Here is a 14,647-nt window from a genome sequence, read left to right as displayed (position 1 = left end):
CCAAAACATCGGTAGCGCTGGTTCTTTTGGTTCTGCAGGCGGGACGTTAAGGTATCACGGTATAAGTAAGTATACCGAACATTATACTTTCTCACCAGCGGCGTACAGCACAGTTCTTTGATGATGATGAAGAAAAAAAGGCGGTCCAGAGGACCACCTTAGAATCCGTTATTCTCGATCACCTGTTTGAACCAGTGCCCACTCTGTTTAACGGATCTCTTGCCACCGTTCTGAAGATCGACAGACACAAAACCATAGCGATTTTTATAAGCATTCGTCCAGGACCAGTTGTCCATAAACGTCCATAAGTGATAGCCCTTCACATTGGAGCCCTCTGAAATGGCCCGTTGAACCCACTTGAGATGCTCACGGATAAAATCAATGCGATAGTCATCGCGGATCATGCCCTGTTCATCTCTGAACTTTTCTTCACCTTGAACGCCCATTCCGTTTTCTGAAATGAAGCATTCAATGTTTCCATAATTTTCTCTGACATTGGTCAGAATGTCGTAAATGCCTTTCTCATAAATCTCCCAGCCCCGCATCTCATTCATCTTGCGGCCAGGCATGACGTAATAATCGAAGAAACGTTCCGGCACAAAAGGAGCATCCAGGTTCGGCAGACTTTCACGAGCCTTGACTCTGCGGGGCTGATAATAGTTAATACCCAGTAGGTCCACAGTGCCCTGGCGTATAATCTCCCGATCTCCGTCTTCCATGCTTGGTACATATCCCTCTTGGCGTAACAGCTCCACGAGCAAAGGATTGAATTCTCCCGTCACAGATGGGTCTAAAAAGGAACGGTTAAAGAACGCATCGCATATTTCAGCAGCCTGCACGTCTGCCGGATGCTGACTACGCGGATAAGTCGGCGTCAGGTTCAAAATAATTCCAATTTTCCCCTTATAACCGCCCTCTCTGTAAGCCTTAATAGCACTGGCGCTCGATAACAGGGTATGATATCCCACCTGTACGGCTTTACCGAAATCCACTTCATTCGGATAGTGGAAATCGTATAGATAGCCGCCTTCCACCGGGACAATCGGCTCGTTATGCGTAAACCATTTGGCTACACGATCCCCGAATAGCTCAAAGCAAGTGTTAGCGTAATCTACGTAAGCTTCGACCGTCTCCCGGTTCACCCAGCCTCCTTTTTCCTGTAAAGCCATCGGCAAATCAAAATGATACAAGTTCACAAATGGCTCAATACCCGCCTGATGCAACTCCTCAATGACGGCATTATAGAATTGAACTGCCTGCTGGTTCAATTTACCTCTTCCTGCCGGAAACAGACGCGACCAGGAAATAGAGAACCGGAAGGAGTTGTGACCAAGCTCTTTCATGAGTGCAATATCTTCTTTATAGCGGGTATAGAAACGGGACGTTTCGCCAGGTCCAACGCCGTCATAAAAACGGTTCGGCTCCTGCTCAAACCAATAATCCCAAATGTTCGGTCCTTTGCCGTCTCCCTCCACGGTTCCTTCTGTCTGGGTAGCCGAGGCCGATGAGCCCCACCAGAAGTCGGATGGAAAACGGTATTGAATGGTTTGCTGCTCTATATCTTTCATTTCGGTATGATTCACAGCTCTACTCCTCTCTCTTTTGCATGAATAAGCTGCTAATCTAGCAGCTTATTCACATTACATTCCAACAGTTTGATCCTTACCTGCAATGGCTGTTTGGTTAAGCTCCTCTTCCTGCTCTTTACGAACGTTCATCCGATCAATAATTTTTAGGAACGGGAACCAGATGACAAAGACGACAGCCATATTAAACAACTGCAGTACGCCTCCCATCAGAGATCCCGTAGCCATCATTCCACTAAAGAACAACGGCATCGTCCAAGGAACCTGTATTCCGTTTGGCGGCGGTACAATCCCAGTAGACATGGCGAAGTAAGTAATCAGCGTAACGATCATTGGAGCAATGACCCATGGGACAAAAATAAGCGGATTCATCACAACCGGCAAACCGAATATGACGGGCTCGTTGACATTAAACAGACCCGGTCCAAGGGCCAGCTTACTGACCTGCTTCAATTGCTTACTCTTCAGGAAGATCAGAATCGTGAGCACTACGGCCAGTGTCATACCTGTACCACCGATACCTACGGTATAAATATCCACAAACTGCTTGGTGATAATATGCGGCAGTTCCGCTCCTTTGGAGTACGCTTCGTAGTTTTCAAGTGCCAGCGTATTCCAGATCGGTTCCATGACTGAGTTGATAATAATCTGACCATGAAGCCCAAAGAACCATAAAAGCTGAACAAAGAAAATAGCAATTAATGTAGGTATAATACCACTGCCCAAGTGCACCAGAGGTGCCTGTACAGCATGATAAATCAGATCATGCAGGTTATTATGAAGAGTCAGTGTAACTACAACATTAATGATCAAAAATATGCCCAATGTGATACACGCCGGAAGCAAAGCGGCAAACGATTTGGCAACGGCTGGCGGAACGCCTGGAGGCATTTTGATAACAATGTTCCGCTGTGTCACTCTTCGGTAAATTTCAGCAGCTATAAAAGCAACGATCATGCCAAGGAACATGCCTTTGGCCCCAATCCGATCCAACGGAATGACACCAGCAATCGTGGCACCGCTTTCTTGTGTCAGCACAAACGGGGTGAGCATCAAGAAGCTGACCAACGCGATCATGCCACCGAATATGGGCTCGACCTTATAACTTCGGGATAAATAATAGCCTATCCCGACAACCACGAATAAGGTCATGATGTTCAGGGTGGCACTCGGCGCAATGTTCAGCAGACTGTTAAAAGTCGCATAATTACCGTCGCCCATCCAATCTTTTAGAAACGGCAGATTGATAATAACGACAATGATGGAGCCAAAAACTGTTAATGGAAATGACAACATAAATGCATCACGCAGTACAGTAAGATAGCGGTTGTTGTTCAGTTTACCGGCAATAGGTATCAGTATCCGGCTTAATTTCTCAAACAAAGCCTATTCCTCCCCGCGAAGTGACTTGCATTAATAGGATTGCAAGCTTTTCATGTCCCAAATTTCACAAACTTACATGTTCCGTTATAAATTTCTGGATTTGAACAGCTCCAGCAATTCTAGAACCAGATCCTTCATGGTAACCGTGGACATCAGATGATCCTCGGCATGCATTAGAAGGAGCGAGAAAGGAGTTTGGGTACCTCCCGCTTCCTTCTTAACCATTTGAAAATGGATATCATGTGCAGCACGTAAATCCTGCTTGGCTTGTTTGAGCAGTTCGTCCGCACCCTCTACATTCTCATTTCGATATTCGGTCAGCGCCTGAATCACTTTACTGCGAGCGCTTCCACTATGAAGAATAAGTTGGAAACTAATTTGTTCTTCCGTCAGTTCGGCTATATTGACTTTATCCATTTTTGCGTTCCACCAGCTTCACTGCTTGCTCATAGGCTTTCTTACCGTCAACCATCCCGTATGCCATCATGTCAATCACTTCTACATGAATACCATATTGGGCTGCTTCCTTTTCCAGCTGTCCTTTAAGAAAACTCATTTGCGGGCCAATCAATACTGCGTCAGCCTTAGCCATGTCTTCTGCCGCCTGATCTTGACCTACTGCCCAAATTTCAGCCTCGTCTCCAATGGACTTAGCATAATCCTGCATCTTAGTAACCAGCAAACTTGTAGACATACCTGAGCTGCACGCCAGCAAAATTTTCTTCATGATTGTTCCTTCCCTTCAAGGTCTGATTGGATGTTAACTACTAGAAAACGTTTACAGCGTAATTATAAATCCAGTCTTTTGATTTGTCTATACATTTAATATATATGTATAGACTTTTTTTAAAATGACACTGTTTCTTCACTTTTTTTCTTGAAAATGAACGTGATCTCTTATCTTTAATCTCTCAATAGAATCGATTTTCACTATAAGAAGTTTTGCCAAATGATATGTTATTCGATTCTGTAAAATGTTAACATGAGCTTACGGAGTAAACTTGATTGCTCCTCCGTAGCCAAAGAATAGCTGAGGTGAGAAGAGATGAGTAGAGATGAGAAGAGTCAAAGTAAAACCAAGCAAGAGTTAGACCGGGTCGTGTTCATCGGCCGCACGTTTGAGGAATACGTCCAAATGTTCAATTTGCACATTCCTGAACTTGTAGGCAAAAAGATTTTGGACTGTCCTGCGGGAGCATGTTCCTTCACCGCTCTGGGCACCAAAGCCTCGCTGGATATCACCGCAAGTGATATCGCCTACGACCACAAGATTGATGATCTGAAACGCAAAGGCCTATTGGATATTGAGCATGCAATGGAAACGCTAGAACGTGCAAAAGATAATTATGTTTGGAGCTGTTATAGAGATGTGCAAGGGCTTAGCGAGCAGCGCCATCAAGCACTCCAGGATTGCACGCAGGATATGAGGAAGCACCCAGAACGCTACGTTGCTGCGGTACTGCCGGAGCTTCCCTTTGAAGATGAACAGTTTAATATCGTGCTGTCTGCCCATTTTCTGTTTATGTATAGTGATCGACTCGACTATGAGTTTCATAAGAATACGGTACACGAACTGCTGCGAGTGGCTTCAGAGGAAGTCCGCATTTTTCCCCTGACCGATTTAACGGGAACTCGTTACGATCTGCTAGATCGTTTGATTCTTGAGCTGGAGGCAGAAGGCTTACGGGTAACAGAGGCCAAGGTTCCGTATGAGTTTATGCGTAACGGCAACTCTCTGTTAAGCATACGAAAGATATAGGGCAGGTTTAGGTGTAGAGGGAGCAAGCGATTAGCTTGCTCCCTTTCTGGTTACCGAGATGAAAATTAGAAAAATTTAGAATATTAAGAAACATTCCTACATTTTTATCGTCTATATTATGGAATACCTTACGTATGAAGGTAAGATTTTTCGAAGCCTGAAGTTAAAAAATCAACTCACAAAGGAGCTTATGCATGTTAAAAAAGTTAGGATTAGCTGCATTGATTCTGGTTACTAGCCTCTCCGTTATGGGAACAGGCTGGGCCGCATCCGGCACAACAACCATTGAAGTTTCTAAAACTGCTCTGGATTACAACGTTGCTCGCCCGCTGAGCGATGGTGCTTTTCATGATGGCTTATTGGCTGCTGAAACATCTGCTGGAAACCTCGTGTATTACAATACCAAAGGAGAGAAAGCTTTCTCACTTCCCGCCGAGCTTAAACCCATTGGTGATTTTCATGAGCAGCGAGCCGTAGTCAAAAATACAAAAACCAATCTCTATGGATACATTAACACCAAAGGGACACTGGTCATCCCTTGCCAATATACCGAAGCCAATTTCTTTTCCGAAGGAAAAGCCAAGGTTACCATAGCAGACACCAAAGAAAATGCAATTATAGATCGAACGGGAAAAATCATTTCTCATTTTAAAGAAAATGGGGATTCAGAATATATATTTACGGACGGTCTGGCTCTTGCCTACGCCCCCAACACTGGCAAGATCGGTTTTGTGAATGCCTCTGGTCAACTAGCAATTCCTTATAAATATAAATACAGTCGTGGTTTCTCGGATGGCTTGGCTATTGTTCAGAATAGCAAAGGGCTATACGGATATATCAATACAGCAGGAAAAGAAGTTATTCCTCCTCAATATCAATCCGGTGGAGACTTCTCGGAAGGATTGGCCCCTGTGCAAAATACTAAGGGAAAATGGGGATTCATCAACAAACAGGGAAAAGTCGCGATTCCCTTTAAATTTACGGATGCCCAGGATTTTAGTGAAGGCCTGGCGAGTGTGAAAAATGCAAAAAACGAAGTCGGATTTATTGATAAAAACGGAACGCTGGTCATTAAATATCAACAAAAGTATGATGTTACTTCTCCGTTCAAAGAAGGCTTAGCTTTAGTCGGTAAACAAACACAATCATCCGTCTCAGACGGCAAATTTGGCTACATCAATCGTCAAGGGCAACTGCTAACTAAACTTGAGTACAGAGCGGAATCCTCCTCCTTCTCCAATGGCTATGCTGTTGCTTTTATCAAGCCAGGCAAAGCGTTTATTGTATCTAAACATTCCGTTTCAAAATAAAAAAGACGACCCCGGAGACAGATCGAGTGGATCTGCTTCCGGGGTCATTAGATTTCCAATATCTTGTATACAATTAGTCGTGTGTGTAGAATTTTACTCCAGGCAGATCTGCTGCCACCCACGAATAATTAATGGTATTACTGTTGTAATTTTTGGTCCCCGCCTGTGCAACCTGTACCTCCTTCAAAATCGTGATCGATGAACCCTTCGGTCTGACAACGACCACATGACCATGCCCATCTGCTTTTTTGATTCCGATGGTAGGATACCCGAGATTTGCTCTTTTTTGAGCATCCTGAAAGGTTACAGTGTACCATCCCGGCGCATTGTTGCCCAGTAAAGCATCAGCCATTTGATTGGCTAAGCCACTTGGCAGGGAAGCCGACATCGCAGACATCACATCTTGTGCAAAAATATTACACTTCGTTCCACCTACTGGCGAATACTTTTTGTTCGTTTCTACCTTAAAACCGTCAATTACAGATGCGTAAGTACTTGCACTTCTAGCCATTGAAATTCCCCCTGAATATAAGTTGTAGAGGAAACGACGGAGTCGCTTGAACATCTGAATGGCTCCACATTCATTGATGTTGGCCTCAATTCCCTCTCAACTATTAGGGTGATTTCCGGCTTACTTTAACAACGTAATACTACAAAAAATTAACCTCATTCTCATAACTGAAGGCTTTCTTCACTGATTACGGTTGGAACGATAAGCTCAGGAGTAGTCGTAGGCTTAGCTTGTGTTAAATAGTCTGCTGCCCCCATCATCAGAGCGATGCCGATAAATAGCACGACCCAATTACGATTCTTTTTCATCATCTGTACCTCTCATTCTTCACTCCGCCCGTTCAGCCACTTGAACCAATGGAGTAAATGACTGAATCGGTATTCATGCTGCGAAGCATACGTCCATACTTCTGGCTCTTCACCGGGCTCCTTCCAGACGAGCATGGAAAAGTGACCCTCTTCCTCGCTCGCAACCGATAGCAGCGAAAGACGATCATCCCCGAATCGGTATGGAGCCGATTCCACCCAGTAATTCCGCATATCGCTGATCCAGCTGCGGAACTGCTCTGTACCTGCGATCCGCAGGACTTCATCAGGTAGGAGCAGATGCTCGTCGATATCCTTCCAATCCCCCGCATATCGGTACCGCGCTGCCAGCATTGGACTGAGTGGTCGGATTTTACCAGGAGCCAACGTAGGCATATAGGCGACGGGAACGACCGGACCGATACTCTGGATAGCATAAGACCGAGCTTCCTCCTCACTCATTCCGTAAGACATAGCCTCCACGAGAAAATCGTTCCGTCTTACACCAAACTGATGCTGATACTGTGACATTTCATCCTGTAGCTCCAGTACCATACCCTGTACCGTTTCTGTTCCGATCATTCCCAAACACCTCTCATTCCAAAATATAGTCGTGCAATTCCCGTTGCGCTCGATACTTTGCCCAATTGAATTCAGGCCAAGCCGATTCTTCTCTCGTCATGCTCGTCAAACGGGCTTGTAAAAACTCATCTAGTGATCCATGTTCCTTACGACTAAAGTCAATCAGCAGCGGAATCGCGTCTGCCGATAGCTCACTCAAATATTCCTTATCTATCACCGATGTCGTGCGATACCGTTCGAGATTATTTTCAGCAATCCGTATATCAATGCCCACATAGTTCACGACGACATAGGCGACCAGAGCGAGTACAATATAATATTTCGCCAACGGCAGTTGACGGAAATGAATGCGCATTGCTGCAATAAGCAGTAGCAAGCCCAGAAAAATCATAAACGCGTGTACCAAATAGCGGGTGTACGTATAGCCGTATGCTTCTTCGTACATAACCAGCCGGGTATATCCCGAATACAGCATCACACCCGAACAACCCACGAGTATGTACAGCAGGCCACTGTTCATTTTTTGCACTATACCTGAGCCAAATTCAGTCCACTTCAATACACTGATCATCAGCACAAAGTTGATACCTGTTACCATAACCAGCTCCCCGAATCCTCTTCTCGCATATTCGGCATACGAGGTTCCTTCGGGCAGAGCACCTTCCCATGCACCAAACAAATATCCGAACTGCAACACAACGAACACAACATACACCAGATTCATGACAATCAGCACCGTAGCGGTAATGACAGGGTCAAATTTAATCGCGACCGGCTCGTGGTAAGGCACCGTTGGTCGGTCAATCATCACTGAAGAGTGACCATCATGCTCGGTGGTTTGGCCATTCGTGCGCTCATTTAACCCGTGCCATGATTGGGTCTCTCTCTGCGTATTACGCGGAGCAGGCTGTACAAATCCCCACAAATAACAGAAGAAACAGAAGGTGAAAAAGCAGGTCCAGATCAGCCGCAGCATGCCATTCCCAAAGGACAGCGTTCCGATCCATTCGGGTACTCCAGCTAACAACTTTTCGAACATCCCATCCGCCGAAGCCAGCAAAGATATGATAATGAACAGTAGCGGCAAGGCAATAAGTAAACCAATCATCACTTTACCCAATACACGCTTACGCTCATCCTTTACATTCCGAAGGGCTACTGTCTTGACCATCCGAAAGGGGGTCACGATATGACGAAAGTTTTGATAAAACCAATGGCTTAACGCCTGACCAATAATACCGGGTTCTGACCAGCTATGCCTTTTCTCCCCAAACAGCAGCACCATGTGTACGCTAATCAGAGCAGGTATCGCCAGCGCATTTAACACGTATAGGACCGGATTATTGAACAGCGCGTATGTCAATGCCAGCATCATAATGATCACAAACAGCAAACGCCCTATCCATGATCTGGACTGGAAACGATCTCGATTAAAGGCATACATATAGGCGTAAAACCCAATAACAAAAATTGGCATAGACACGCCCAGCCCATGTCCGTAAAACAGATATTGATGAACCAGCGCCAACACAATGGCGCCAGCAAAGGCGGACAGAAACGACGTTTTCGGCAAAGACGTTCCATTCATCTTGTCATGCATGGTAAATACCTCCACAAATATGCTTTATAACCCTTATTGTAGATGATAAAATAAGAAGATAAAGAGAAATTAATTCAAACGAAATTTCCTATTTTATAAAAGTGACGACGCTTTTAATCAAATATGGAGGAAACGGAGCAACCTTGAATGAAACTCCATGCCCAATTTTTACGGCTTCACTCACACGCAGCTGACGACAAGGACGATAACCATACCATAGAGACGACGCTGGATGAGCTTGCGGCTACTTTTGACTGTACTCACCGCAACGCCCTGATGATCATTCAGAAAATGGAGCAGCATGACTGGATACAATGGACTCCCCGCCGAGGCAGAGGTCGTCGCTCCAGTCTGCGCTTCCTCATTCAACCGGAAGACATTGCCGTGCAATCCATGATGCAAGCCATAGACCGCCATGATATCAAACGCGCGCTGGATGAAATTCGAGTTCATTCACGCTCCTCCACCATGCAGGAGCATTTGCAAGGCTGGTTGCTAAATTATTTTGGGCATCACGCAGAGGTGCGCAGTGATCAGCAGCAGATCGACACGCTGCGTCTGCCTATTCGCCAGCAGCTCTATACGCTGGACCCGTTGTATTTGAACTGGCTCGCCGAGTCCTTCGTATCCAGCCACGTCTTTGATGGTCTGGCCCGCCGGGCGAACGAAAGCGGCGAGATTTTGCCGGGATTGGCGCACGCTTGGGAGGTGGATACCACTCGTACACAGTGGACCTTTTTCCTGCGTAAAGAAGTGTTGTTTCATAACGGAAAAATACTGACCGCTGAAGACGTCGTCTATACCTTTGAGCGACTGAGTCGGGCGCCGGGAAGGAGACTTTACCATTTTATCGTCCGGCAAATTCAGCACGTCCAGGCGCTAAGTCCAACGATGGTTCGCTTCGTACTAAAGGAGCCAAACGAGCTGTTTCTATCCTTCCTGTGTACCAGCCGGGCTGCGATTGTGCCGCGTGAGCTTAATCAGGTGGGTGAAGCCGCCTTTGGCATCCGCCCTGTCGGTACAGGGGCATTCAAAGTCACGGAAATGAACGAAAGCCTGTGTACACTGGAGGCTTTCGCACCTTATTTTCAAGGCCGGGCTCATCTGGACCGAGTGGAAATTGTCCAACTCCCATGGGCGACTAAGCTGGAATCGTCGGATACGGAAGACACCGCTTCTTCTTTTCACATTATCCATAATCCCGTATCGGCGGGAGATACGGATACCGCATGGAGCCAGATTCACTCGGCGGCTTCGGTACGCAAATTTATCACATGTAATACACACAAGGATGGACCGTTGCGCAACCCAGAAATACGCGCCCGCATTGTAGCATGTCTGGATCATCGCTCCCTTCCTCCAGCAGTGGATTCATCTAACGATTCTTATGAACCACTGGCGGCGCTGCAAATTGCTACCATTCCCGAGTATAAAGCAGACGCAGACCGGGTTGCGGCTCAGCTCGAATCCTGTGGGTATACCTGTAACATCGTGGCTGCATCTATGAACGAATTCAAAAGCTCATCTATCCGTATGGAGTCAGACTTAATCATCTTTTCTCTCTTTCGTGACCGTGATGAGCAATTACGCCTGTTTGACTTGTATCTCAATGTATCTGGGCATGTGGAGCCTCATAGCCGTGTGGATATCGAAAGACTGCTGCGTGAAATTGCACGGGAGGACGATCATACTGTTAGGGCGCAGCAATTCGAACATATCGAAACTCGGCTCATGGATGAGCACCAGCTGCATATTTTATATGAAAAGCCCGTTCAGACGGCCTATCTCCCTTCTGTGCGTGGCGTATCTTTTAACAGTCAGGGCTGGGTGGATCTGCGTCATGTCTGGTTTCCGCCTGCTCAACTTCCAACTCCCCACTCTTGACGGCAAAAGTGCTCCTTCAAATGCACTTCACATCAAAAAAAGGTATCCTCTTCTTCATAAGAGAATACCTTTTTGAATGCCGCTTTCTAGATCCTCTAAGCGGATGGTTCAAGGGATGAAAAAGCCCATCCCCCCAACCCATGACTGTGGACGTCGCTAGGATCTTCCATAGGGGGGGTAACGGGTGAAAAATTCAATAGGACAAAAACATTAAATGCGAGCAGAGAAAAAACGATCTTTTTTATCATGGATGTACTCTACCTCTCCAAGTAAGTTTTTATATTCCTCTTTGTCCTCAGAAGTGGCAGTATGCCGATACTTTTCAAATAGTCCTACACATTTAATGGTGACAGGATTACCATTCAGCACTACAGAATAGGAAAGACTCTCAAGCAAGAATTTCATGCCTTTGGTATAACGGTGTTTGTTGAGATCATAACAAGCCATCTCTGCCAAAAAACGTGCATAAAGATCTGCTGACATTTGCTCCGTATAGGTGCCTACCTTGACATGCTGATCTGCAAATGCCTCAATTTGTTTTTCAAAGTGCAACAGTACATGATCTACATTAAAATCATAACGGTTGGCCGCTACCATAATTTTATGCAACCCCACCAGAATTTCGCCTTTGTTTTTTTCCAAATAATCCACATATTGTGGAATCACATCCAGGCTGCCTGACATCAACTGATACAAATACCCGTTGGCCTCAGCCCAGTTGCTACAAAGGGCCTTCAAACGCCGAGCTTCTTCCGTATCCTCTTGCACCCAGCTCAAATCAGAGTATAGCGATACATACTCCAGCGCCTTCTGATAATCCCCGCGCTCATCCCACACCCCGGCACGCAACACGTAAGAGTATACAATATACATAAACAAAGGACCCTTGGGTTCCTTGCCACGCTCTGATCTTCTGGTATTCCCGTATTTTTGCTCGTATTGTACCTTGGCTTTTTGAGCCATTTTTTCAGCAAACCATTCTACTTTATCCCAACGCCGCAAGGAGGCATAGGTATTAGCCAGGTCTCTTAAGGCATCCAGTTGGTCTGCTTCACCCAGTCGGTCCACAAAGCTTTCGAAGTGTGTGGCTGCCCATAAATTTTCGTCCTGGTCATCGCCAACGGAAATCGTAAATAAACGATATTGGCAGAGCGCCAGACGCTCTGAATGTTGGTACTTCTCACTTTCGGAAACATTTTTATAAATAATTGCCGCAGCCTCAAGCTTACCTTCACTGAATAATTCTTCTGCTGTCTCAAACAAAGCTGGGGCGTATATGAGATAGTCCATCATAAACTCCACGACTTGCTTAATACAATCCAGTTTGTTCAGCTCTGCACAGCGATGCAAAAAGGGACGAACCCGTCGCCAATTCGGTGCCGTATTCCGTATAAATTCATCAATGTATAACTCATAGAGGCTCCCTTCTTCAAGCCCCATGCCTGCACCAATCCGATCCAACAGCAGCATCGCAATCGGACGATTACCGTTAATAATGGCACTGATCGTTCCTGCATTAATACCTGTGTTCTCCCCAAACTTACTAATCGTAATTCCTTCTCGTCTGATGTACTGCTCCAGCTCTGCGCGAATTGTGGTTGTTTCCTTCAAATCAGGCACCCCCAGGGATTACTTGCATGATTACAATACAAAAAAAGAAAATTCCCGTGAATATTCCCTTAATTATACAAAAGAAAGCCCACTTAGCCAACCGCTCAAGTAAATTTATATCAAAAAATTCAATAATTCTCCGAATTGCCGTATACTACGGGGAGGTGAGCCGAACAGCTACACCCAATCGGTACGCAGGAAAGGATACGACAAATGGACAACACCCCTACAACAGAACAAGAGATTGCACAATGGATGGTCGCGCAGATCCGTGAAGTGGGCACCCTGAAACAAGAAGATGCAATTGCATATGTACGCTCTGAGTATGGAGAGCAGTATGTGTTTATAAGCGAGCATGGTCATGTATCTCTGGAAAAAGAAATCAAAAAAGCATTCCGCAAGCTTCATGGTGGCAGAATTGCCTGGGATCGTGACGGATTTCTCTGGGCCTGGACTTAACAAGCAAAGCATCTGCCCTAGGCAGGTGTTTTTTTAATAATTTATCTCCTTTTTTCACCACAAGTCCATAGGGATGCACATGACGGGAAGAACAGATTCCGTCAGCTTTCTCATATTGAATAGTTATTTTATGTGACCCCCACACTGCAGTTCTCACGGCCTCAAGACAAGGAATGGCTATACGTTCCGTCCACCACGGCGTATCATCAAAATAAAACCGCGCTTTGGCTTTCTTAATATCGGACTGATACGGGTCTGGCATCGTCTGTTCCAGTTTGAGCAGAGCATTCTTTAACTTCAAACCCGATTCCGTGGGCCCGCCCGTATAGATGCCCATCCCTGTTAAATACAACTGAATAACATCCCCGCCATTCAACTGTTTCAGGTTTGCCGTATAACCCTCCATTAAATAAATTCCGCCCTTCGGGCCGGATGCGGTAACAATCGGAACGCCGGCTTCAGCCAGGAGATCGATGTCCCTGTAAATAGAGCGTACAGAGGTTTCCAGTGCCAACGCCAATTCTTTGGCCTTCATTCTCCCTCTAGATTCGATACATAATAAAATCGCGATTAAACGATGCAGTCTCACAATCATACCTCCACAATAGATGGTTAACCCGAATTGAAAAGATGATGCAAAGATTGTTGACACCCTGTTGGCAGTAATAGGTGTGTATCATAGAAGTAAAGGGGCGTAATGGATGATGAATATTGGAATATTGGGGACGGGATTCGGCGCGTATCATGCCTCACTGTTAAACAACCATCCCAAAGTAAACAGAATCATGGTATTTGGAAGGAACGAAACCAAGCTGCAAAAGCTGAAAGAGGAGCTAAACGTAGAAGTCACACAAAATATAGAGGATATTCTGCTGGACCCAGACGTGGATATCGTCGATCTATGCCTGCCCTCCCAGCTGCATAGGTCCTATGCCGTGGATGCGCTGAAGCACGGTAAGCATGTATTTTGTGAAACACCGGTTTGCTTTGATCTCGAAGACGCTCTTCTTATGCAACAAGCTGAGAAACAATATGGCAAAAAGATTCTGGTCAACCAGTTCATTAAGTTTGATCCCGCCTATACCTATCTGTATGAGGCATACCGCCAACAGAAATACGGGAAGCTCATCTCCTTATCTTTGAAAAGAGAAACGCCTCCTCTGTGGGGGGATCTTGGACTAAGCTCCATTCCTACTCAGTTCATGATTCACGAACTGGATTTATTGACCTGGCTATTAGGCCCCTGTGATCCATGTACAGTCTGGGGTACAGAAGTTACCCATCCTGAACAAGCACAGGTTCGGGCTTACTTTCAGCATCGGAATACATTCACAGAAGTCATCGCCTCATCCCACATGCCGGGAAGCTACCCCTTCACAGTGGCCTATGAGGCTTATTTTGAAAAGGCCAAGCTGGTATTTCATGAAAGCGACGAAAACGATCTTATACCTACCGCATTATATGAGTACACCGCATCAGGACAGCAAAAAATCAACCTCGAATCTGCCAATCCATATGAAAAAAGTTTGGATCATGCACTTGAATGCTTTGGCGGACATTCGGAAAACCTGATTTCACTGGAATCGGCTGTACAAGCGCTGAAAGTGGCTGTTGAGATTAAAAGCAGACTGGGGCAAGCCCAGCGTTAACCCCGTAT

General features: G+C 45.7%; 15 protein-coding genes. 5 read left to right on the top strand and 10 right to left on the bottom strand.

Going from position 1 to position 14,647, the window contains the following annotated elements:
- Window positions 1–158 precede the first annotated feature (158 nt).
- From NLX78_RS05870 to NLX78_RS05855, 4 genes are all read right to left on the bottom strand, one after another.
- Window positions 159–1,568, bottom strand: a complete 1,410-nt coding sequence (locus tag NLX78_RS05870; RefSeq protein ID WP_254349951.1) for a glycoside hydrolase family 1 protein — start codon at window positions 1,566–1,568, stop codon at window positions 159–161.
- A gap of 72 nt (window positions 1,569–1,640) precedes the next feature.
- Window positions 1,641–2,969, bottom strand: a complete 1,329-nt coding sequence (celB, locus tag NLX78_RS05865) for a PTS cellobiose transporter subunit IIC (RefSeq protein WP_039271894.1) — start codon at window positions 2,967–2,969, stop codon at window positions 1,641–1,643.
- Window positions 2,970–3,053: 84 nt separating this feature from the next.
- Complete coding sequence (locus NLX78_RS05860; RefSeq protein WP_013312602.1) at window positions 3,054–3,386, bottom strand: PTS sugar transporter subunit IIA; 333 nt, start codon at window positions 3,384–3,386, stop codon at window positions 3,054–3,056.
- Window positions 3,379–3,696, bottom strand: a complete 318-nt coding sequence (locus NLX78_RS05855; protein ID WP_013312603.1) for a PTS sugar transporter subunit IIB — start codon at window positions 3,694–3,696, stop codon at window positions 3,379–3,381. The genes NLX78_RS05860 and NLX78_RS05855 overlap by 8 nt, the downstream gene beginning before the upstream one ends.
- A gap of 318 nt (window positions 3,697–4,014) precedes the next feature.
- Between NLX78_RS05855 and NLX78_RS05850 the strand changes: the two genes are divergently transcribed.
- Both NLX78_RS05850 and NLX78_RS05845 read left to right on the top strand, forming a co-directional pair.
- Complete coding sequence (locus NLX78_RS05850; protein ID WP_254349870.1) at window positions 4,015–4,728, top strand: SAM-dependent methyltransferase; 714 nt, start codon at window positions 4,015–4,017, stop codon at window positions 4,726–4,728.
- A 194-nt stretch (window positions 4,729–4,922) separates the two neighbouring features.
- Window positions 4,923–6,038, top strand: a complete 1,116-nt coding sequence (locus NLX78_RS05845) for a WG repeat-containing protein (protein ID WP_254349869.1) — start codon at window positions 4,923–4,925, stop codon at window positions 6,036–6,038.
- 73 nt (window positions 6,039–6,111) lie between these two features.
- On the opposite strand, the gene NLX78_RS05840 is transcribed toward NLX78_RS05845, so the two are convergent.
- The 4 genes from NLX78_RS05840 to NLX78_RS05825 form a co-directional block, all read right to left on the bottom strand.
- Window positions 6,112–6,549: a hypothetical protein gene (locus NLX78_RS05840; RefSeq protein WP_069012257.1), complete on the bottom strand. Its 438-nt coding sequence runs from the start codon at window positions 6,547–6,549 to the stop codon at window positions 6,112–6,114.
- A 161-nt stretch (window positions 6,550–6,710) separates the two neighbouring features.
- Window positions 6,711–6,860 carry a hypothetical protein gene (locus NLX78_RS05835; RefSeq protein ID WP_172828237.1) on the bottom strand — a complete coding sequence of 50 codons (150 nt, stop codon included), beginning with the start codon at window positions 6,858–6,860 and terminating at the stop codon, window positions 6,711–6,713.
- Between the two features lie 9 nt (window positions 6,861–6,869).
- Window positions 6,870–7,436 (bottom strand): hypothetical protein, encoded by a 567-nt coding sequence (locus tag NLX78_RS05830; RefSeq protein ID WP_209940658.1) that lies wholly within the window; start codon window positions 7,434–7,436, stop codon window positions 6,870–6,872.
- A 13-nt stretch (window positions 7,437–7,449) separates the two neighbouring features.
- Complete coding sequence (locus NLX78_RS05825) at window positions 7,450–9,036, bottom strand: DUF4153 domain-containing protein (protein ID WP_254349868.1); 1,587 nt, start codon at window positions 9,034–9,036, stop codon at window positions 7,450–7,452.
- 147 nt (window positions 9,037–9,183) lie between these two features.
- On the opposite strand from NLX78_RS05825, the gene NLX78_RS05820 reads away from it, so the two are divergent.
- Window positions 9,184–10,920, top strand: coding sequence for an ABC transporter substrate-binding protein (locus NLX78_RS05820; protein ID WP_254349867.1), 1,737 nt, complete (start codon window positions 9,184–9,186; stop codon window positions 10,918–10,920).
- A 210-nt stretch (window positions 10,921–11,130) separates the two neighbouring features.
- Here NLX78_RS05820 and NLX78_RS05815 read toward each other — a convergent pair whose 3' ends face one another.
- Complete coding sequence (locus NLX78_RS05815) at window positions 11,131–12,531, bottom strand: transcriptional regulator (RefSeq protein WP_302057282.1); 1,401 nt, start codon at window positions 12,529–12,531, stop codon at window positions 11,131–11,133.
- Between the two features lie 213 nt (window positions 12,532–12,744).
- Here NLX78_RS05815 and NLX78_RS05810 point away from each other — a divergent pair, with 213 nt between their 5' ends.
- Window positions 12,745–12,990, top strand: a complete 246-nt coding sequence (locus NLX78_RS05810) for a DUF6953 family protein (protein ID WP_013312611.1) — start codon at window positions 12,745–12,747, stop codon at window positions 12,988–12,990.
- Here NLX78_RS05810 and NLX78_RS05805 read toward each other — a convergent pair.
- Window positions 12,914–13,579: a helix-turn-helix transcriptional regulator gene (locus NLX78_RS05805; protein ID WP_483311671.1), complete on the bottom strand. Its 666-nt coding sequence runs from the start codon at window positions 13,577–13,579 to the stop codon at window positions 12,914–12,916. The genes NLX78_RS05810 and NLX78_RS05805 overlap by 77 nt on opposite strands.
- A 112-nt stretch (window positions 13,580–13,691) precedes the next feature.
- On the opposite strand from NLX78_RS05805, the gene NLX78_RS05800 reads away from it, so the two are divergent.
- Window positions 13,692–14,639, top strand: a complete 948-nt coding sequence (locus NLX78_RS05800) for a Gfo/Idh/MocA family protein (protein ID WP_254349865.1) — start codon at window positions 13,692–13,694, stop codon at window positions 14,637–14,639.
- Window positions 14,640–14,647: the final 8 nt, after the last annotated feature.

The sequence above is a fragment of the Paenibacillus sp. Lou8.1 genome, from assembly GCF_024213565.1.
In the GTDB taxonomy this organism is placed as follows: domain Bacteria; phylum Bacillota; class Bacilli; order Paenibacillales; family Paenibacillaceae; genus Paenibacillus; species Paenibacillus polymyxa_B.
Note: the sequence above shows the minus strand (reverse complement) of the source record. Positions and strands in the feature narration are given on the sequence as shown.

Excerpts from the sequence above, each read along its gene's own strand:
- NLX78_RS05855 (WP_013312603.1), bottom strand. The coding sequence starts at position 3,696 with ATGAAGAAAATTTTGCTGGCGTGCAGCTCAGGTATGTCTACAAGTTTG.
- NLX78_RS05840 (WP_069012257.1), bottom strand. The coding sequence starts at position 6,549 with ATGGCTAGAAGTGCAAGTACTTACGCATCTGTAATTGACGGTTTTAAG.
- NLX78_RS05870 (WP_254349951.1), bottom strand. The coding sequence starts at position 1,568 with ATGAAAGATATAGAGCAGCAAACCATTCAATACCGTTTTCCATCCGAC.
- NLX78_RS05820 (WP_254349867.1), top strand. The coding sequence starts at position 9,184 with ATGAAACTCCATGCCCAATTTTTACGGCTTCACTCACACGCAGCTGAC.
- NLX78_RS05860 (WP_013312602.1), bottom strand. The coding sequence starts at position 3,386 with ATGGATAAAGTCAATATAGCCGAACTGACGGAAGAACAAATTAGTTTC.
- NLX78_RS05845 (WP_254349869.1), top strand. The coding sequence starts at position 4,923 with ATGTTAAAAAAGTTAGGATTAGCTGCATTGATTCTGGTTACTAGCCTC.
- NLX78_RS05810 (WP_013312611.1), top strand. The coding sequence starts at position 12,745 with ATGGACAACACCCCTACAACAGAACAAGAGATTGCACAATGGATGGTC.
- NLX78_RS05825 (WP_254349868.1), bottom strand. The coding sequence starts at position 9,036 with ATGCATGACAAGATGAATGGAACGTCTTTGCCGAAAACGTCGTTTCTG.
- NLX78_RS05835 (WP_172828237.1), bottom strand. The coding sequence starts at position 6,860 with ATGATGAAAAAGAATCGTAATTGGGTCGTGCTATTTATCGGCATCGCT.
- NLX78_RS05830 (WP_209940658.1), bottom strand. The coding sequence starts at position 7,436 with ATGATCGGAACAGAAACGGTACAGGGTATGGTACTGGAGCTACAGGAT.
- NLX78_RS05850 (WP_254349870.1), top strand. The coding sequence starts at position 4,015 with ATGAGTAGAGATGAGAAGAGTCAAAGTAAAACCAAGCAAGAGTTAGAC.
- NLX78_RS05800 (WP_254349865.1), top strand. The coding sequence starts at position 13,692 with ATGATGAATATTGGAATATTGGGGACGGGATTCGGCGCGTATCATGCC.